Source organism: Leifsonia shinshuensis (assembly GCF_022606355.1).
Classification (GTDB): Bacteria; Actinomycetota; Actinomycetes; order Actinomycetales; family Microbacteriaceae; genus Leifsonia; species Leifsonia shinshuensis_B.
In genome coordinates this window covers 554645-573444 of the sequence record NZ_JAHHZQ010000004.1, presented here as the reverse complement: position 1 = coordinate 573444, position 18800 = coordinate 554645, and the positions used below count along the sequence as shown (strand labels likewise).

Annotated in this window: 20 protein-coding genes; 13 read left to right on the top strand and 7 right to left on the bottom strand. The window is 72.1% G+C overall.

Going from position 1 to position 18800, the window contains the following annotated elements:
- Nucleotides 1-60: 60 nt before the first annotated feature.
- The 4 genes from KNO15_RS18105 to KNO15_RS18090 form a co-directional block, all read right to left on the bottom strand.
- Nucleotides 61-516: a hypothetical protein gene (locus KNO15_RS18105; protein WP_241705196.1), complete on the bottom strand. Its 456-nt coding sequence runs from the start codon at nucleotides 514-516 to the stop codon at nucleotides 61-63.
- An 84-nt stretch (nucleotides 517-600) separates the two neighbouring features.
- Complete coding sequence (locus KNO15_RS18100) at nucleotides 601-933, bottom strand: peptidase (protein ID WP_241705195.1); 333 nt, start codon at nucleotides 931-933, stop codon at nucleotides 601-603.
- Nucleotides 930-2138: an inorganic phosphate transporter gene (locus KNO15_RS18095; RefSeq protein ID WP_241705194.1), complete on the bottom strand. Its 1209-nt coding sequence runs from the start codon at nucleotides 2136-2138 to the stop codon at nucleotides 930-932. The genes KNO15_RS18100 and KNO15_RS18095 overlap by 4 nt, the downstream gene beginning before the upstream one ends.
- Nucleotides 2139-2263: 125 nt before the next feature.
- Nucleotides 2264-4819, bottom strand: coding sequence for a DEAD/DEAH box helicase (locus KNO15_RS18090; protein ID WP_241705193.1), 2556 nt, complete (start codon nucleotides 4817-4819; stop codon nucleotides 2264-2266).
- An 84-nt stretch (nucleotides 4820-4903) separates the two neighbouring features.
- Here KNO15_RS18090 and KNO15_RS18085 point away from each other — a divergent pair, with 84 nt between their 5' ends.
- The 9 genes from KNO15_RS18085 to KNO15_RS18045 all read left to right on the top strand — a co-directional run bounded on the left by KNO15_RS18085 (nucleotide 4904) and on the right by KNO15_RS18045 (nucleotide 13465).
- Nucleotides 4904-6430, top strand: coding sequence for a molybdopterin-dependent oxidoreductase (locus KNO15_RS18085; protein WP_241705192.1), 1527 nt, complete (start codon nucleotides 4904-4906; stop codon nucleotides 6428-6430).
- 43 nt (nucleotides 6431-6473) lie between these two features.
- Nucleotides 6474-7643, top strand: coding sequence for a ThiF family adenylyltransferase (locus KNO15_RS18080; RefSeq protein ID WP_241705191.1), 1170 nt, complete (start codon nucleotides 6474-6476; stop codon nucleotides 7641-7643).
- A gap of 96 nt (nucleotides 7644-7739) precedes the next feature.
- Nucleotides 7740-8954, top strand: coding sequence for a molybdopterin molybdotransferase MoeA (locus tag KNO15_RS18075; RefSeq protein WP_241705190.1), 1215 nt, complete (start codon nucleotides 7740-7742; stop codon nucleotides 8952-8954).
- Complete coding sequence (gene moaCB, locus KNO15_RS18070) at nucleotides 8951-9958, top strand: bifunctional molybdenum cofactor biosynthesis protein MoaC/MoaB (RefSeq protein WP_241705189.1); 1008 nt, start codon at nucleotides 8951-8953, stop codon at nucleotides 9956-9958. Before KNO15_RS18075 ends, moaCB begins: the two co-directional genes overlap by 4 nt.
- Nucleotides 9955-10368, top strand: a complete 414-nt coding sequence (locus KNO15_RS18065) for a molybdenum cofactor biosynthesis protein MoaE (protein ID WP_241705188.1) — start codon at nucleotides 9955-9957, stop codon at nucleotides 10366-10368. The genes moaCB and KNO15_RS18065 overlap by 4 nt, the downstream gene beginning before the upstream one ends.
- A gap of 46 nt (nucleotides 10369-10414) precedes the next feature.
- Nucleotides 10415-10819 (top strand): TOBE domain-containing protein, encoded by a 405-nt coding sequence (locus KNO15_RS18060; RefSeq protein ID WP_241705187.1) that lies wholly within the window; start codon nucleotides 10415-10417, stop codon nucleotides 10817-10819.
- Nucleotides 10820-10830: 11 nt separating this feature from the next.
- Entirely contained in the window at nucleotides 10831-11631 is an 801-nt protein-coding gene (gene modA, locus KNO15_RS18055; RefSeq protein WP_241705186.1) for a molybdate ABC transporter substrate-binding protein, read from the top strand.
- Nucleotides 11628-12431, top strand: coding sequence for an ABC transporter permease (locus tag KNO15_RS18050; protein WP_241705185.1), 804 nt, complete (start codon nucleotides 11628-11630; stop codon nucleotides 12429-12431). The genes modA and KNO15_RS18050 overlap by 4 nt, the downstream gene beginning before the upstream one ends.
- The gene (locus KNO15_RS18045; protein ID WP_241705184.1) at nucleotides 12428-13465 is read left to right on the top strand and encodes a sulfate/molybdate ABC transporter ATP-binding protein; all 1038 of its coding nucleotides are present in this window, start codon (nucleotides 12428-12430) and stop codon (nucleotides 13463-13465) included. Before KNO15_RS18050 ends, KNO15_RS18045 begins: the two co-directional genes overlap by 4 nt.
- Nucleotides 13466-13550: 85 nt before the next feature.
- Here the strand turns inward: KNO15_RS18045 and KNO15_RS18040 are convergent, their stop codons facing one another.
- The 3 genes from KNO15_RS18040 to moaA all read right to left on the bottom strand — a co-directional run bounded on the left by KNO15_RS18040 (nucleotide 13551) and on the right by moaA (nucleotide 15257).
- On the bottom strand, nucleotides 13551-13886 hold the full coding sequence (locus tag KNO15_RS18040; protein ID WP_241705183.1) for a hypothetical protein: 336 nt from the start codon (nucleotides 13884-13886) through the stop codon (nucleotides 13551-13553).
- A 62-nt stretch (nucleotides 13887-13948) separates the two neighbouring features.
- Complete coding sequence (locus KNO15_RS18035) at nucleotides 13949-14200, bottom strand: MoaD/ThiS family protein (RefSeq protein WP_241705182.1); 252 nt, start codon at nucleotides 14198-14200, stop codon at nucleotides 13949-13951.
- Nucleotides 14193-15257, bottom strand: coding sequence for a GTP 3',8-cyclase MoaA (gene moaA / locus KNO15_RS18030; protein WP_241705181.1), 1065 nt, complete (start codon nucleotides 15255-15257; stop codon nucleotides 14193-14195). The genes KNO15_RS18035 and moaA overlap by 8 nt, the downstream gene beginning before the upstream one ends.
- Before the next feature lie 61 nt (nucleotides 15258-15318).
- Here moaA and KNO15_RS18025 point away from each other — a divergent pair, with 61 nt between their 5' ends.
- The 4 genes from KNO15_RS18025 to KNO15_RS18010 all read left to right on the top strand — a co-directional run bounded on the left by KNO15_RS18025 (nucleotide 15319) and on the right by KNO15_RS18010 (nucleotide 18491).
- The gene (locus KNO15_RS18025; RefSeq protein ID WP_241705180.1) at nucleotides 15319-15912 is read left to right on the top strand and encodes a sulfite oxidase-like oxidoreductase; all 594 of its coding nucleotides are present in this window, start codon (nucleotides 15319-15321) and stop codon (nucleotides 15910-15912) included.
- Entirely contained in the window at nucleotides 15909-16661 is a 753-nt protein-coding gene (locus KNO15_RS18020) for a ferredoxin reductase (RefSeq protein ID WP_241705179.1), read from the top strand. Before KNO15_RS18025 ends, KNO15_RS18020 begins: the two co-directional genes overlap by 4 nt.
- Before the next feature lie 5 nt (nucleotides 16662-16666).
- Complete coding sequence (locus tag KNO15_RS18015; RefSeq protein ID WP_241705319.1) at nucleotides 16667-16921, top strand: DUF6510 family protein; 255 nt, start codon at nucleotides 16667-16669, stop codon at nucleotides 16919-16921.
- 73 nt (nucleotides 16922-16994) lie between these two features.
- Nucleotides 16995-18491 (top strand): SDR family NAD(P)-dependent oxidoreductase, encoded by a 1497-nt coding sequence (locus KNO15_RS18010; protein WP_241705178.1) that lies wholly within the window; start codon nucleotides 16995-16997, stop codon nucleotides 18489-18491.
- Nucleotides 18492-18800: the final 309 nt, after the last annotated feature.

Below are 18800 nucleotides of genomic sequence, written 5' to 3'. Positions count from 1 at the left end.
CCCGAGGGGCACGTTGTTGTCACTTTCGGGCTCCGAAAGTGACAACGACGTGCCCCTCGTTCAGCGTTTGCGAGGGGAAGGCTGAGCCCGCGCCAGAAACGGGCGGGGCCACGCGCCGAGAGCGAGCACGGCGAGGACGGTCTGCAGGAGGCCCGTCGCGAAGTAGATCCCGTGCAGCGGCGACCAGACGAGCATGATGGCGATCTCGACGAAGATCCAGATCATCATCACCAGCCCCGCGGCGGCGTGCATGCCCCAGGCGAGGCGAAAGCGGCGGTACTGGACGACGAGCGCGAGCGCTTGGACGCCGCCGACCACCACACCGAGGATCACGCCAGGCCAGAGGTACGAGTCGAAGACGCTGCCGCGCAGCCACTCCAGCGGGATGCCCATGCCGCCGAAGAAGGTGAGGCCGACCATCCCGGCGAGTGCGGAGACCAGGTTGAACCAGGCCACGATCGCCAGGGCGATGCGGAGGCCGCGGGAAGGCCGCGACAGTTGCTCGGGGCTCGTCACACCCACATTCTGCACGCCGAGGGGCACGCCGTTGTCCCTTTCGCGCGTCGAAAGCGACGACGACGTGCCCTTCGACGCCCCAGGTCAGGCGTGGAAGTACGGGATGATCAGGTACAGGCCGTAGAGGACGCCGAGGCCGCAGAGCACGAAGCAGGCGTACGCGCCGGCGAGCGCCGCACGCTTCTGGCCCTCGCCGAGCGGGTTCTTGCGGCGCGCCTTGTCGGCCTTCTTCTGCGCCTTGGCCGCCTCCTCCGGCGTGATCACCGTGATCGCGTCGGTGAACTCGGCCGGCTCGACGAACAGTGCGCGACCGGCGACCGCGAGCAGCCGGGTCCCCAGTGCATAGAAGCCGACGATCACGCAGGCGCCGATCAGGGACGCCGCGAAGACCACGACGAACGACAGGAACGCACTCATGCGGACTCCCTCCGGTCGCGGTCCCGCTTGAGCGGCTTGACCTTCTTGATCTTCACGACCCGGCCCGATGCGGCGACATCGCTCTGGCCCTGCACCGGCGCCACCGCGTTGGCACTGGACACCTGGTTGCGGCGCGAACGCCAGAAGATGAAGGTGACGACCGCGATGCCGACGATCGTGTCGACCGCGATGCCCACCGGACCCAGCGACGCGATCAGCGCGGCGACGGCTCCGACGATCGCCGCCGACGGCAGGGTGAGCACCCAGCCGATGGCGATACGTCCCGCCGTCCCCCAGCGGACGGACGACCCGCGCCGGCCGAGGCCGGAGCCGATCACCGATCCCGAGGCGACCTGCGTCGTCGAGAGGGCGAAGCCGAGGTGGCTGGAGGCCAGGATGGTCGCCGCGGTGCTGGTCTCTGCGGCGAAGCCCTGGGCGGGCTTGACCTCGGTGAGCCCGCGGCCGAGCGTGCGGATGATCCGCCAGCCGCCGGAGTAGGTGCCGATCGCGATGGCGAGCGCGCACGAGACGACGACCCAGAACGGCGGGCCGCTGCCGGCCGGGAGCAGGTTCGCCGAGATCAGCAGCAGGGTGATGACGCCCATCGTCTTCTGCGCGTCGTTCGTGCCGTGCGCGAGGGCGACCAGCGACGACGAGAAGATCTGCCCGTAGCGGAAGCCTCCTCGACCGTCCGGACGGCCGTCGTAGCGGCGCGTGATCCGGTAGGCGAGCTTCGTGGCCGCATACGCGACGACGCCGGCCGTGAAGGGCGCGATGACGGCGGGCAGGACGACCTTCTCGAGGACGACGAAGAAGTTCACGGAGCCGATTCCGGCCCCGACGATCGCCGCGCCGATGAGACCGCCGAACAGGGCGTGGCTCGAGGACGACGGCAGGCCGTAGAGCCAGGTCACCATGTTCCAGACGATCGCGCCGACCAGCCCGGCGAAGATCAGCTCCGGCGAGATGAGCACACCGCCCGGACCCTCGTTGATGATGCCGCCGGAGATGGTCTTGGCCACCTCGGTGGAGAGGAACGCACCGACCAGGTTCAGGATCGCGGCCAGCGCCACCGCGACCTTGGGCCGCATGGCCCCCGTCGCGATGGGGGTCGCCATCGCATTCGCGGTGTCGTGGAACCCGTTGGTGAAATCGAAGAAGAGGGCCAGCGCGATGACCAGCACGATGATGAGGGTGAGATCCACCGGTTTCTTTCTCGTGTGGAGACGGACCGCCGGTAAGAGTTCACCGGAGGTTCATGCGAAGTGCCTGGCGCCGCGAGAGGCGACCGTGTAGATGCTCGCACGCGTGTCTCGCGCACGTCAAACCGTCACAACCGGTCGACGGCGGTCACCCGGATGACGGCGGCGCCCGTGCGGGCCGAGTCGGCCAGCAGGACCTCCGCGGCGATCCCCCAGTCGTGGTCGCCCGCCGGGTCGGCGAGGATCTGCCGCACCCTCCAGAGACCCTCCGACTCGGCGGGGCTCTCGTCCACGACGATCATCGCCGCGGCGCGCGCGGAGGCGTCGGTGAGGATCTCGTCGTGGTCGGCGTAGTACGCCTCCAGCGCCGCGTCCCACTGCAGCTCGGTGAACGACGGGGCCGCCGCCTCGGCCAGCGCCGCCGCCTCGTTCTCGAGCGCGCCGAGCTCCTGCACGCGGTCGAGCGCGGCGAGCTGCACGCGGCGGAACAGCTCGTTGCGCACGAGCACGAAGAACGCGCGGCGGTTGGCCGTGACCGTGCGGGGTGCGGGAGGCGCGAGCTCGCCCGACTCGGCGGCGTGCTTGGCGGCGTCCGGGTGCACCAGCTCCTCCCACTCGTCCAGGAGGCTGGAGTCGACCTGGCGGACCAGCTCGCCGATCCATTCGACGATGTCGCGCAGCTCCTCCGTGCGCAGATCGAGCGGGACGGTCTGGTTGAGGGCGCGGTAGGCGTCGGACAGGTAGCGCAGCACGACGCCCTCCGACCGTGCGAGCTTGTAGAAGGCGATGAACTCGCCGAACGTCATCGCGCGCTCGTACAGATCGCGGACCACGGACTTGGGGCTGAGCTCGAAGTCGGCCACCCAGGGCTGGCTGGACGCGTACGTGGCGAAGGCCTCGTGCAGCAGCTCGTCGTGGGGCTTGGGATGCGTCACCGTCTCGAGCGCCTCCATGCGCTCGTCGTACTCGATCCCCTCCGCCTTCATCGCCGCGACCGCCTCGCCGCGCGCCTGGAACTGCTGGGCGGAGAGCACGGGCCTCGGGTCGTCGAGCGTGGCCTCCACCACTGAGACGATGTCGAGCGCGTATGTGGGCGACTCCACGTCGAACAGCTCGAACGCGGCGAGCGCGAACGGCGACAGCGGCTGGTTGAGGGCGAAGTTGGGCTGGAGGTCGACCGTCAGCCGGATCTCGCCGTCGACGACCTCCACGACGCCGGCGGTCACGAGCGAGCGGTAGAGCTCGAGCGCGCGGCGGGCGAGGGCCAGCTGCCGCTTCCAGGGCTCGTGGTTGTCGAACACGAGGTCGTGCACGTGCCGGAAGACGTCGCCGCCGCGGCCGATGACGTTGATGAGCATCGCGCTGGTGATCTGCATGGACGACGTCAGCGTCTCAGGCTCGGCCTCCACGAGCTTGCGGAAGGACGGCTCGCCCCACGAGACGAAGCCTTCCGGCGCCTTCTTCCGCACGATCTTGCGGCGCTTCTTGGGGTCGTCGCCCGCCTTCTCGAGCGCCTTGGCGTTCTCGCTCTCGTGCTCGGGCGCCTGCACGACGACCGTTCCCGCGGTGTCGTAGCCGGCACGTCCGGCGCGGCCGGCGATCTGGTGGAACTCCCGCGCGTTGAGCTGCCGCATCCGGGTGCCGTCGAATTTGGCGAGGGCCGTGAGCAGCACAGTGCGGATCGGCACATTGATGCCGACGCCGAGCGTGTCGGTGCCGCTGATCACGCGCAGCATCCCGCGCTGGGCGAGCTGTTCGACCAGCCGGCGGTACTTGGGCAGCATCCCCGCGTGGTGCACGCCGATGCCCTGGCGCAGCAGCCGGGACAGCGTCCGCCCGAAGGAGGTCGTGAACCGGAACGCGCCGATCGCCTCGGCGATGGCGTCGCGCTGCTCGCGGCTCGCGATCTTGGCGCTGGAGAGCGACTGGGCGCGCTCCAGGGCGGCGAGCTGCGAGAAGTGGACGATGTAGATCGGCGCCTGACCGGTGTGCAGCAGGTCTTCGACGGTGTCGTGGATCGGCGTCAGCTCGTAGTAGTAGTGCAGAGGTACCGGGCGCTCGACGCCGGTGACCGTCGCGGTCTCGCGGCCGGTGCGACGGCTCAGATCGGCGGCGAGCGCCGTCACGTCGCCCAGCGTGGCCGACATGAGCACGAACTGCGCGCGCGACAGGATCAGCAGCGGCACCTGCCAGGCCCAGCCGCGGTCGGGGTCGGCGTAGAAGTGGAATTCGTCCATGACGACTTGACCGGCAGGGGTGTCCTCCCCCTGCCGCAGAGCGAGGTTGGCGAGGATCTCGGCGGTGCAGCAGATGATCGGGGCGTCGGCGTTGACCGAGGAGTCGCCGGTCATCATCCCCACGTTCTCGGCTCCGAACACGTCGACGAGGGCGAAGAACTTCTCGGAGACGAGCGCTTTGATCGGCGCCGTGTAGAAGCTGCGGTCGCCTCGCGCGAGCGCGGCGAAGTGCGCACCGACCGCGACCAATGACTTCCCCGTGCCTGTGGGGGTGGAGAGGATGAGGTTGGAGCCGCCCGCGATCTCGATGAGCGACTCGTCCTGAGCGGGATAGAGCGTGATGCCCGTGCTCTCGGTCCAGGCCACGAACGCCTCGTACACGGCGTCCTCGCCGACCGAGCCGGGGCCGGTCCAGCCGGGGAGGTCGTCGACGCGCAGGGAGGCCATAGTGCTCAAGCCTGTCACAGGCTGCTCCGACACCCCGCAGGAACGCTCGGCGTATCCACCGGATCGGGTGCGTATCCTTCGGACATGAGAGCGTTCTGGCGGGCCGCCGCTGCGGGGGCCGCGAGCGTGGCCGCCGGCGTCGGTGCGGCGGAGATCGTCAGCGCGATCGGCGTGCAGGACGGCAGCCCGATCCTGGTCGTCGGCTCCCTGGTGATCGATCTCACGCCGGCCTGGCTCAAGAACGCCGTGATCGGGGTGTTCGGCACCGGGGACAAGACCTTCCTGATCGTCTCGCTGGCGGTCGTGCTCGTCGTGGGCGGCGGCCTGGCCGGCTGGGTCGAGCTGCGCAGGCCTCCCCTCGGCCGGGTGCTGATCGGCGTGGGCGGGGTCGTCGGAGCGTTCGCCGCGATCACCCGCAGCGGCGGCGGGATCGTCGACGTGCTGCCGTCGGCGCTGGCGGCTCTCGTCGGCATCCTCTTCCTCGGCTGGCTCATCGGCCTGCTGCGCGGCACCGAGCCGACGCGGGTCGCGCCGAACGGCGCCGTCTCCCGTCGTCGTTTCGTGACCGCCGCCACGGGAACCGCGCTCGGTGGCATCCTTGCGGCCGTCGTCGGTCAGGTGATCGCGTCGGGCTATCGCGCGGCCGCCGCAGCCCGCGCCGCGTTCCATCTCCCGAAGCCCGCCGTCACCGCGCCTCCGGTGCCGGCAGGCGCCTCGTTCGACATCGCGGGGCTGTCGCCGATCGTCACCCCGAACGCCGACTTCTACCGCATCGACACGGCGCTGCAGATCCCCGGCATCCAGCCGCAGGACTGGCGGCTGAAGATCACCGGGATGGTCGAGACCGAGGTGGAGCTGACCTTCGCCCAGCTGCTGGCCCTCCCGCTGGAGGAGTCCATCACGACCCTCACCTGCGTCTCCAACGAAGTGGGCGGCGACCTGATCAGCAACGCCCTCTGGCTCGGCTACCCGATCCGGCACCTGCTGGCCAGGGCGAAGCCCTCGGCCGACGCCGACATGGTGCTCTCGCACAGCCAGGACGGCTGGACCGCGGGCACGCCGCTGACGGCGCTCACCGACGAGCGCAACGCGATCCTGGCCGTGGGGATGAACGGCCAGCCGCTCCCGCTCGAGCACGGGTATCCCGTGCGCATGGTCGTGCCGGGGCTCTACGGCTACGTTTCGGCGACGAAGTGGGTGGTCGAACTGGAGGTGACCCGGTTCGACAAGGCGACGTCGTACTGGACCGACCGCGGCTGGTCGGAGCGCGGGCCGGTCAAGCTCGAGTCGCGCATCGACGTCCCCGCCGACGGCCGCCAGGTGAAGGCGGGCACGGTCGCCGTCGCGGGGGTCGCCTGGTCGCAGCACGTGGGTGTGAGCGCGGTCCACGTGCAGATCGACGGCGGCGACTGGCAGCAGGCGACGCTGGCGGACGCGATCTCCGTCGACACCTGGCGGCAGTGGAAGTACGCGTGGGACGCGACCCCCGGCTCGCACACGATCAAGGTCAGAGCGACCGACGCCCACGGGACGGTGCAGACCGCCAAGGTTCAGGATGTCGTGCCCGACGGCGCGACCGGTCTGCACACGATCAGCGTCACCGTCGCCTGACCGGCGGAGGTACGCGACCGCCGTACGGTGCTTGACTAGGACCATGGCCTCCCCCGAACGTCCGCCCGCCCTCGTGGCGCCCGGCCCCGCCCTCCCGTCGGAGCTGCGCGCGCGGTACGCCCGCACCGAGCAGCTCCCGGGCTTCGGCGAGACGGCGCAGCGCCGACTGCGCGCCGCCCGCGTGCTGGTCGTCGGTGCCGGAGGCCTCGGCTCGGCAGTCCTCCCGCTGCTCGCGGGGGCCGGTTTCGGAACGATCGGCATCGTCGACGACGACAGCGTCGAGATCAGCAACCTCCCCCGCCAGACGATCCACGGCGAGCGCGACCTCGGGCGGCCGAAGACGGCGTCGGCCGCCGACGCCATCCGCGCCATCGACGCCGGGATCGCCGTGCGGGTGTTCCCCGAACGGCTCACGTCGGCGAACGCCGAGCGCATCCTCGGCGGGTTCGATCTCGTCATCGACGGCAGCGACAACTTCCCGACCCGCTACCTGGTGGACGACGCGGCACTCCTGGCCGGCCTGCCGGTGGTCTGGGGCGCCGTGCACCGGTTCGGCGGCCAGGTAGGCCTCAGCTGGGCAGGGCGCGGCCCGCACTACCGCGACCTCTTCCCGCAACCTCCGGAACCCGGCACGGTTCCGAGCTGCGCGGAGGCGGGGGTGCTCCCGAGCGTCTGCGGGGTGATCGGGTCGCTGATGGCGAGCGAGGCGATCAAGGCCGTGACCGGGGAGGGCGACCTCCTGCTCGGCCGCGTCGTCGTGCACGACGGACTGCGCGGGACGTTCCGCGAGCTCGCGTACGCGGAGGATCCGGCCGCAGAGCCCGTCACCGGGTTGATCGACTACGACCTGTTCTGCGGGATCGTCGCGGAGCCCGCGCCGCGCGCGGCGGCCAGCTCCGTGTCGCCGCGGGAGCTCGCCGCCCGCCTCGCGGCCGGCGAGCCGCACACCCTCCTCGACGTGCGCGAGCCCTGGGAGGCCGACATCGCCGAGCTCCCCGGCTCGCTGCTGGTTCCGCTCGACGTCGTCGTGCGCGACGCCGCCGGCGTGGCCGAGCGGCTGAACGACGACCCGGTCGTGATCATCTGCCACCACGGTGTGCGCGCGGAGACCGCCCGCCGCGCCCTGGCTGCCGTCGGCGCCCACGGCATCGTCCTCCAGGGAGGCCTGGACGCCTGGTCGCGCGAGGTCGACCCCGGCCTGCCGCGCTACTGACCGGCTTCGCTTCGACCGACCTGCCTCCCGGGCCCGACCGGCGTCCTCTCCCGTGCGGCCCTCCCTCTCCTCCGGTACGCGCGGGATACTGAAGCCATGACCCCACAACGCAGCGTCGAGGAGCACGTCGACCACGTCACCCGGCTCCTGGCGCCGCTGACCGCCGAGCCCGGCGTGGAGGCCGTCCCGCTCACCGAGGCCGCGGGCCGGGTCGCGGCGGCGGACGTGCGATCGGAGGTCGACCTGCCGCTGTTCCGCAACTCGCAGATGGACGGCTTCGCCGTTCGTGCCACGGACGTCGCGCACGTCCCGGTCGCGCTCGAGGTCACCGGCGACGTCCCCGCCGGCCACGAGGTGCCGCTCGTGCTCGCCGCCGGCACGGCCATCCGCATCATGACGGGAGCGCCGGTGCCCAGCGGGGCCGACGCCATCGTGCCCGTGGAGGACACCGAGCTGGTGCTGGGCAGGGATGACGATCTCGCCGGCGCGGTCGTCGAGATCCGGCGGCCGCGCAAGCGCGGCGAGTTCGTGCGCGAGCGCGGCAGCGACCTGCACCGCGGAGAGGTGCTGGTGCGCGCCGGCACGCGGCTGGCCCCGCGCCATCTGGCCGCACTCGCGGCAGCGGGCGTCACCACCGTCGACGTCAGGGAACGGCTGCGGGTCGCCGTGCTCACCACCGGTTCCGAGCTCGCCACGCCCGGCGAGAGCGTCCGCTTCGGTCAGGTCTTCGACGCGAACGGCGTGGCCCTCGCCGCCCTGGTCGAGGAGGCAGGCGCCGTCGTCTCGCTGCGGGCGAGCAGCGACGACGACCCGGAGACGTTCGCCCGGGTCTTCGACGCCGCCATCGCGGCCAGCGACCTCGTGGTGACCTCCGGAGGCATCTCCAAGGGCGCCTACGAGGTCGTCCGCGAGGTGCTCCTCCCCCGCGGCGCCGAAGTCACGACCGTCGCGATGCAACCGGGCGGTCCGCAGGCGACGGCCGTCGTCGACGGGGTTCCCGTGCTCTGCTTCCCCGGCAACCCGGTCAGCACCCAGGTGTCGTTCGCCGTCTTCCTGCGCGCACCGCTGCGGGCGGCGGCCGGCCTGCCCGAGCTGCCGACGCGCCGCATCCGGCTCACGGAATCCGTTCGCTCCGTGCCAGGCAAGCGCCAGTTCCTGCGCGGCCGGGTCGGCGCCGACGGCGTCGCACCGGTGTCCGGTCCGAGCTCGCACCTGGTGGCCGCCATGGCGAACGCGGACGTCCTCATCGACCTGCCCGCCGAGGCGGAGGCCGTCGAGGCCGGCGCGGACGTGACAGTCTGGACGCTATGAGCGAGCTCACCCACCTGGACGCCGACGGCCGCGCCCGCATGGTCGACGTCGGCGCGAAACCGGAGACCGACCGGGAGGCCACCGCACGCGGCCGCCTCGTGACCACGCCGGAGGTGGTTCGGCTGGTCGCGGCCGACGATCTGCCCAAGGCCGACGTGCTGGCGACCGCGCGCATCGCAGGCATCTCAGGCGCCAAGCGCACGAGCGACCTCATCCCGCTCTGCCACCCGCTGCCGCTGACGTCGGTGCGGGTCGACTTCGCCCTCGACGAGGAGGCCGGCACGATCGAGGTGGAGGCCGTCGCCCGCACGCGCGGCCGCACCGGCGTCGAAATGGAGGCGCTGACCGCCGTCGCCGTCGCCGGGCTGACCCTGCACGACATGGTGAAGGCCGTCGACCCGGCGGCGAGCATGACCGACGTGCGGCTGGTCGCCAAGAGCGGAGGCAAGCGCGGCGAGTGGCGGCGGCCGGGTGAGGCGGAGCCCGTCTCGGCGCGCGACGTCACGCCGCCGGCACCCGCGCGGTCGGACGCCGCGGTCGTCCTCGTCGCCTCCACGCGCGCGGCGGCCGGAGCGGCGGCCGACACGACCGGCCCGGTCATCGCGGACTGGCTCGCCGCGCAGGGCTTGCGGCCCGAAGTGCGGGTCGTGGCCGACGCCGACATCGGCGGTGCCCTGCGGGCGGCGGTCGCCGAGCGGCCCGGCGTCGTCGTCACCACCGGAGGCACAGGAGTGTCCGCAGACGACCGCACGCCCGAGGCGACCGCCGCGGTGCTCGACCGCGAGCTCCCCGGGCTGGCGGACGCGCTCCGTGCGCGCGGCGCGGCCTCCACCCCGCTCGCCGCGCTCAGTCGCGGCCGCGCCGGAGTCGCGGGCACGTCCCTGGTGGTGAACCTCCCCGGTTCGCGCGGCGGCGTCGCCGACGGCCTGGCCGTGCTGGAGCCGGTGCTCGCGCACCTGCTCGACCAGCTGCGCGGCGGCGACCACGAGGGGGCGGTGCGATGAGCGAGGTGCTCGCGGACGTCTCCGACCGCCCCCTCGACCCGTCGACGCTGGACGCGTTCGTCTGGCGCAAAGAGGCCGGAGCGGTGGTCTCGTTCCAGGGCATCGTGCGCGATCACGACGGCGGCCGGCCGGTCGTCTCGCTCGACTACCGCGCCCACCCGGAGGCGGCCGGGTTCCTGCAGGCCTGCTGCGAGGAGGTCGCCGCGCGCACCGGCCTCCGGGTCGCCGCCGTGCACAGGGTCGGCTCGCTCACCATCGGCGACCTCGCCCTCATCGCCGCCGTCGCCGCGCCCCACCGCGCCGAAGCGTTCGCCGCGTGCGCCGAACTCGTCGAGCTGATCAAGTCGCGCGTGCCGATCTGGAAGCGGCAGCACTTCTCCGACGGCGAGTCCGAGTGGGTCGGGCTCTGACCGGTCTGCTCGATTTCACCGCGTCTGCCGGTCTAGAGTTCTTTTCATGCCGCAGATACGGGTACGAGACGCCGCCGCCTTCCTGGGAGTGAGCGACGACACCGTGCGTCGCTGGATCGACTCCGGACTGCTCTCGAGCACCAAGGACGAGGGCGGGAGGACCGTCGTCGACGGCCTGGAGCTCGCCAGGATGGCCAAGCAGAACGCCGTGCTGCCGGCCGACCCGGCCAGCGTCGGCCGCTCGGCGCGCAACCGGTTCGTCGGAATCGTCACCGACATCGTCATGGACACGGTCATGGCTCAAGTGGAACTGCAGTGCGGCCCCCACCGCGTCGTGTCCTTGATCTCCAGCGAGGCCGTGCGCGAACTCGGACTGGAGCAGGGCTCCGTCGCCGTCGCCGTCGTCAAAGCCACCAACGTCATCGTCGAGACCTCGGCGGTCGCCGAATGAGGGGCACCGGCATGAGGACGCGCAGCAGGCTCGTGATCGCCGGCGCCGCGCTCACAGCACTGCTGCTGGCCGCGACCGGATGCTCGGCCGACGCGTCAGCGCCCCCGGCGTCGCCGACGCCCACGAAGCACGCGATCACGGGCACGATCACGGTCTTCGCCGCGGCCTCCCTCACCAAGACCTTCACGGAGCTCGGCCGGGAGTTCGAGAAGGCGAACCCGGGCAGCACCGTCATCTTCAGCTTCGCCGGGTCGTCCGACCTGGTCACGCAGCTGAGCGGGGGCGCGCCCGCCGATGTCTTCGCCTCGGCGGACGAGAAGAACATGAAGAAAGCCGTCGCCGCGGGCGTCACCGGCGGCGATCCCGTCGACTTCGCCACCAACGTGCTCGCGATCGCCGTGCCTCCAGGCAACCCGGCGCACATCACGGGGTGGGCGGACCTCGCCAAGCCGGGCGTGAAGACGGTCGTGTGCGCACCCCAGGTGCCGTGCGGCGCCGCGACCGCCACGGTGGAGACGAACACGGGCGTGAAGCTGTCGCCGGTGAGCCAGGAGTCGTCGGTCACCGACGTGCTCGGCAAGGTGTCATCCGGGGAGGCCGACGCCGGCGTGGTCTACGTCACCGACGTGAAGGGCGCGGGCAAGACCGTCGACTCGGTGCCGTTCCCCGAGGCGAAGGATGTCGTCAACACCTATCCGATCGTCGCCGTCGAGCAGGGGCGGAACGCCACCGGCGCCGCCGCGTTCATCGCGTACGTGACAGGCCGGGAGGGCAAGAAGGTGCTCGAGGCGGCCGGCTTCGGCACGCCGTGACCCGGCGCACGGCGCCCGACTCGCGAGCGACGGGCATCCCGGCCTGGATCCTCGCGGTCGCAGCGCTCGGGGCGCTCTTCGTGCTGCTGCCGGTCGTCGCGATGGCGACCCGCGTGAACTGGGCGCAGTTCGGCGCCCTCATCAGCTCGCAGGAGTCCGTCGACGCGCTGCTGCTCAGCCTGCGCACGTCGCTGACCGCGACCCTGGCCTGCCTGGTGCTCGGCGTCCCGATGGCGATCGTGCTCGCCCGGGTCCCGTTCCGCGGCCGGGGGCTCGTTCGCGCGATCGTCCTGCTGCCGCTGGTGCTGCCCCCCGTGGTCGGCGGTCTCGCGCTGCTCGCCCTCTATGGCCGACGCGGCCTCCTCGACGGCGCCATCCCGATCGCGTTCTCGACCCCCGCCGTCATCATCGCGCAGACGTTCGTCGCCCTGCCGTTCCTCGTGCTCAGCCTGGAGGGGGCGCTGCGGACCACAGGCGAGCGCTACGAGGCCGTCGCCGCCACCCTCGGCGCCGGGCCGTCGTCCGTGCTGTTCCGGGTGACGCTCCCGCTCGTCGCACCGGCGATCGTCTCCGGCGCGATCCTGTCGTTCGCCCGCGCCCTCGGCGAGTTCGGTGCGACGCTGACCTTCGCCGGCAGCCTGCAGGGGACCACCCGCACCCTCCCGCTCGAGATCTACCTGCAGCGGGAGACCGATCCCGACGCCGCGGTCGCGCTCTCGCTGGTGCTCATCGCGGTGGCGATCGCCGTCGTCGCCGTCGCCCACGGCGCGGGAGAGCCGTTGCGCCGGAGGACGACATGACGCTGCAGTTCTCCGCGCGTCTCGCCGACCGCGATGTCGACGTCGACCTGAACCTGGCCAGCGGCGAGACGCTCGCTCTGCTCGGGCCCAACGGCGCGGGCAAGTCGACGGTCCTCGGGGTGCTCGCCGGCCTGATCCGGCCCGACAGCGGACGGGCGACGCTGGCGGAGGACACCCTTTTCGACCTCCCGACCACCTGGCTGGCGCCGCACCGGCGCGCGATCGCGCTGCTCGCGCAGGACGCCCTGCTGTTCCCGCACCTGACCGTGCGCAGGAACGTCGAATTCGCTCCGCGCTCGTCGGGCGCCACGCGCGCGCAGGCCGGCGCGAAGGCCGACGAGTGGCTGGAGCGCACCGGCGTCCGCCCGCTGGCCGAGCGGCGGCCGGGCGGCCTCTCGGGAGGTCAGGCCCAGCGCGTGGCGATCGCCCGGGCGCTCGCCGCCGAGCCGGAGCTGATCCTCCTGGACGAACCGCTCGCCTCCCTCGACGTCGCCGTGGCCGGTGAATTGCGCGGGATGCTGGCCGAGGTTCTCGTCGGGCGCACCGCCATCGTGGTGACGCACGACGCGCTCGACGCCTACCTGCTCGCGGATCGCGTCGCCGTGCTGCACCGCGGGCGGGTGGTCGAGGAGGGCCCGACGCGGGAGGTCCTCACGCATCCGCGGCACCCGTTCACCGCCGAGCTCACCGGCCTCAGCCTCCTCACCGGGGTGCGAACGGCGGGCGGTCTCGTGACGGATGACGGCCTCGCGCTCGGCGGGACCCCGGCGGTGCCGATCCCGGCGGGTCGGGCGGTCACCGCGGTGGTGCGGCCGTCGGCGGTGATGCTCCGGACGGGCGTCGGGCCGGACGGCGGTGCCGGTATCGCCGCCGTCGTCACCGCCCTGGAGCCCCGCGACGACCTGGTGCGCGTGCGCACCGACCGCCTCACCGCGCTCGTACCCGCCGCCGTGGTCGCGGAGCTGCGCCTGACCATCGGAGCCCGCGTCACGCTCAGCGTTCCCCGCGGCGACGTGCGCATCGCCCCCGCCTGACGCGGCGCGCATTCGTCACGAATCTCGCGCCACCGAGCCCCGAGAGCAGGAGCGCGATTCGTGACGACTGTCAGGCGTCAGGCCGTCAGGAGCCGAGCTTCATCCCGGCGGTGGCGTAGCCGCCGTCCGGGTTCTTCGACGGCTGCGGCTGGTCGAACGCCGCGTTCGCCTTGCCCGGGAGGCTCTGCGGCACGACGCGGTGACGTGCTGCGTCCACGATCGCGGCGACGCACGCCGCAGCCAGTACCGCGCCGGCGACGACGAGCGCCCAGCCCGCCGCCTCGCCACGGGTCAGCAGCACGATCCCGAACGGCAGAACCGCCCACGCCGCCACGCCCGCGAGGACCGCGGCCACCACCGACAGCCGGAACCGCGCCTTCCGGCGGTTGATCCTGTCGAACTCCTGCATGTGCGCACTCATCGCGACCTCCCCCAGACCAGGCCGAAGCCTATTGGCCGCAGCTTAGCGCACCGCTGCGCCGATCAGCCGCCCGCGAACGGCGGAAGCACATCCACCCGCTCGCCGATCAGCGCTGCAGGGTCTCGCGAGACCACACCGTCGACCAGGAACGAGCCGTTGCGCAGCACCAGCCGCATCGCATCGCCGTAACGGTCGGCGAGCTCTTCGCGCAGCGCACCGACCGTCGGCTCGACGAGCGACAGGTGCTCCTCCTCGCGCCCCGCCGCCTCCTCCGCCGCCGCGAAGTACCGCACCAGCACCATCGTCTCAGCCACCGATCGCCCCCATGCTGCGCACCGGAGGGACGAATCCGGCCCGCTCCATCCCGTGCCCCGACTGCTTGTTCCACATCGCACCGCGCCACCACCGGGCGATCTCGGGGTCGTCGGCTCCGCCACGCAGCAGCGAGCGCAGATCCGTCTCGTCGTCACCGAACAGGCACGAGCGCACGGTGCCCTCCGCCGTGATCCTGGTGCGGTCGCACGCCGCGCAGAACGACCGCGTCACCGACGCGATGATGCCGACGGTCGACGGGCCGCCGTCCACGAGCCACTCCTCCGCGGGCGCCGACGGGTCGTCGCGGCCGACCTCCACCAGGTCGAAGCGCGTCCGGAGCACGGCGAGCAACTCCTCCGCGGAGACCATGTTCTCGCGCAGCCAGCTGTGGTCGGCATCGAGCGGCATCTGCTCGATGAACCGCAGCCGGCAGCCGTGCTCGAGTGCCCAGGCCAGCAGGTCCGGGGCGCCGGCGAGCGTCTGGCGCATCATCACGGCGTTGAGCTTGAGGGGCGTGAGCCCCGCAGCGTGCGCCGCGGCGATCCCGGCGAACACCGCGGGGAGGCGGTCACGGCGGGTCAACGCGGCGAAGTGCTCGCGGTCGACCGTGTCGAGCGAGATGTTGACACGGTTCAGCCCGGCCGCCACCAGCGCAGGCAACCGGTGGTCGAGGCCGATGCCGTTCGTGGTGATGCTGATGTCGATCGCGGGAGCAGCGGCGTGCGTCATACCGATGATCTCGGCCAGGTCGGCCCGCATCAGCGGCTCCCCGCCGGTGAAGCGCACTTCGCGGATACCGAGGTCGTGGACGCCGATGCCGACCAGCCGCGCGATCTCCACCGGCGTCAGCAGCTCGTCGCGCGGGATCGCCGGCAGCCCCTCCTCCGGCATGCAGTACGTGCAGCGCAGCGAGCACTTCTCGGTCACCGAGACGCGGAGGTCGCGGGCCACCCGGCCGTGACGGTCGAGGAGGCCGGGCACGTCGGGGCGCCCCTCGACCCGCGGTTCCCCGCTCGCGCGTGCGCTGCGCGGGAGTCCGAGATTGACGGCGGCCATGCGTTCAGATTAGACCGACGGGACATAGACCGTCGGCCAGGGCCCGCATTATGCTGCGCGCATGGGAATCATCTCGTCCGGCTTCCTCGGCCGGCGGCGAACCGAGGACCCGCGCCTCCCGCCCGGGCAGTACGTCACCGAGGGTTTCCCGGTGCTGTCCGCCGGGCCGACCCCGCGGATCGCGAAAGACGACTGGGCGTTCACGATCACGACAGAGAAGGGCGTCGTGCACCGCTGGAGCTGGGACGAGTTCCTCGCCCTCCCGCAGGCCGAGGTCGGCACCGACATCCACTGCGTGACGAGCTGGTCGAAGCTCGGGACGTCGTGGCGGGGGGTCGCCCTCGACACCCTGTTCGAGAACGTGGACACCGACTACGAGTACACGATGGCGCACTCCTACGGCGGGTACACGACGAACGTACCGCTGAAGGACCTGCTCGACGGCAAGGCCTGGGTGGCGCACACCTTCGACGGCGCCGACCTCCCTCCCGAGCACGGCGGCCCCGCGCGACTGCTGGTGCCGCACCTGTACTTCTGGAAGAGCGCCAAGTGGGTGAGCGGGCTGGAGATGCTGCCGCAGGACCAGCCGGGCTTCTGGGAGCAGAACGGCTACAACATGTACGGGGACCCCTGGAAGGAAGAGCGCTACTGGTGACGACGGCGTGGCGGGTGGCCGATGTCGTGGCCGCGCACGAGGAGACGGCGACGGCGCGCACCATCCGGTTGCGCATCCCGGGGCTCACCGGACACCTGGCCGGCCAGCACGTGGACGTGCGGCTCACCGCGCCCGACGGCTATCAGGCGGTGCGCTCCTACTCGATCGCATCGGCCTCCGGTGCGGGAGGACTGGCGCCGGACGAGTTGGAGCTGACGGTGGAGGAGCTGCCCGACGGCGAGGTCTCGCCGTACCTCGTGCACGGCCTCACGGTCGGCGACCAGCTGGAGGTCCGCGGCCCGGTCGGCGGCTGGTTCGTCTGGCGCGCGGGCGATGCCGGACCGGTGCAGCTGATCGCGGGAGGCTCCGGGGTCGTGCCGTTGATGTCGATGGCCCGAGCGCACGCCGCGGCGACCAGCGCGGCACCGTTCCGGCTGCTCTACTCGGCGCGGACGCCGATGTCCGTCTACTACCGCGACGAGCTCACGACGCTCGCCGCAGAAGCGGCGCCGCTGCGCGTCGACTACGTCTATACGCGCCAGGCGCCGCCGGAGTGGCCCGTGGCGGCCGGCCGGCTGACGGCCGAGGCGCTGAATGCGCTCGTGCTGCCGGCCGCGGACTCCCCGGCGTTCTACCTGTGCGGGTCGACCCCGTTCGTCGAGGCCGTCTCCGGGTGGCTCGTGGATGCCGGCCACGACCCGGACCGCATCCGCACCGAACGCTACGGCGGGATCGGAGGGGCACAGTGACCGATATGGACTACCTCGACGGCAACGCGGCAGCAGGGCTCCTCTCCGAGGTGTTCTCGGCCGACATCACCTCCGCCCGCGGCAAGTGCGCCCACTGCGGCGATGTGGCCGTGATCGCGCGGGCGCACCTCTACACCGACGACCACGGGATGGTGCTGCGCTGCCGGATCTGCGGCGATGTCATCGCGATGGCATCGGAACGCGCCGGACGGTTGTGCCTCGACCTCCGCGGCCTGGACTGGCTCGAGCTGGAGGTCTGACCCGCCCGGTGCGGCGCCCGGCACCGGTCCGTGCCCTCAGCGGGCGGTCATCCGCTGCCCGTACAATCGTCCGGTGCCAGCCGAAACCTCCGCGAGCCTCGACCCCGACGATCTCGCGACGACCCTCCGCGTCCTCGCCCAGCTCCACGAGCTCGACCAGGAGCACCCGGACTTCGTCTCGGTGCGCCGGGCGACGGCGCACATGTTCAAGGCCGTCAAGCAGGCCAGGCGGCGCGAGCTGCGGGAGGCGGAGCTGGCCGCCGACCGCGCCGTGATCGCGGCGACCGCGACCGGAGCGCCCGACCGCATCGACGACGAGACGCGCGGACGCGACCTGACCTCACCGACCACGGGCGCCGCGACGGCGGGCACGCTGGTCAACTCGCAGGCCTGCTACATCTGCAAGCAGCACTACACCCAGGTCGACTGGTTCTACCACCAGCTCTGCCCGTCGTGCGCCGCCTTCAGCCACGCCAAGCGCACCGCGCGCACCGACCTGACCGGCAAGCGTGCACTGCTCACCGGCGGTCGCGCCAAGATCGGCATGCACATCGCGCTGAGGCTGCTGCGCGACGGCGCCGACCTCACCATTACCACGCGCTTCCCGCGCGACGCGGTGCGCCGCTTCTCGCAGCTGCCGGACGCGCCGGAGTGGCTGCACCGGCTGCGTGTGGTCGGCATCGACCTCCGCGACCCGGCACAGGTGATCGGCCTGGCCGACTCCGTGGCCTCCCGCGGCCCGCTGCACGTGCTCATCAACAACGCCGCCCAGACCGTCCGCCGCTCCCCCGGGGCGTACTCGCTGCTGGCGGAGGCCGAGTCGCACCCGCTGCCGGACGGTCCGCTCCCCGAGCTCGAGACCTTCGGCCACACCGCCGACCCGCACCCGCAGGCCCTGCAGGCCTCGGTGGCCGCGCATCCCCTGCTGTCGTCGGCGAACGTGCACGGCACGGTCGCCGAGCTGGTCGGCGCCGCCGCACTGACCGCCGACGACCTGGCCTCCGCGGCGATGGCGGCCGGCTCCTCGTCGCTGGAACGCCACCACGACGGCACCGCCATCGACGCGGGCGGCCTGGTGCCCGATGTGCAGCGCGTCAACACCTGGACCCGTGCCGTCGGCGGGATCGACCCGCTCGAGCTGCTGGAGGTGCAGCTCTGCAACACGACGGCGCCGTTCATCCTCATCGACCGCCTGCGCCCGTCGCTCGCCGCAGCCGGCCGCTCCTACGTCGTCAACGTCTCCGCGATGGAGGGCGTCTTCGGCCGCCGCTACAAGGGCGCAGGGCACCCGCACACCAACATGGCCAAGGCGGCCCTCAACATGCTCACGCGCACGAGCGCGCAGGAGCTGTTCGACACCGACAACATCCTGATGACCAGCGTCGACACCGGCTGGATCACCGACGAGCGCCCGCACTACACGAAGGTCCGCCTCGCCGAGGAGGGCTTCCACGCCCCGCTCGACCTCGTCGACGGCGCCGCCCGCGTCTACGACCCGATCGTCCGCGGCGAGGCCGGCGAGGATCTGCAGGGTGTGTTCCTGAAGGATTACGTGCCGTCGGCGTGGTGAGCGGGGGCGACCTCCTGACGTCGCACCTGTGAGGACTCTCACCCGTCGTCGATCGGCCCCTCGTTCTGGCTAGAATTGCCCAGGCCATCCGGGGAGGTCGGTCGAGGGCTTCTCCCGAAGCTCTCTTCCAGCCGCCTGCGTGGTCAACGTACAGTGAGCACGAAGGCAAACGAAGGGCAGCCGATGTCGAGCAGTTCCCCGTCGGGAGACAAGGCGCGGGGCAGCGGTCCTGCGGCCCAGGACGATCCGTCTTCGACGCCCCTCCCCGACGAGATCTCCGGGGCCGTTCCGCCGCGGGTACGGCCGAGG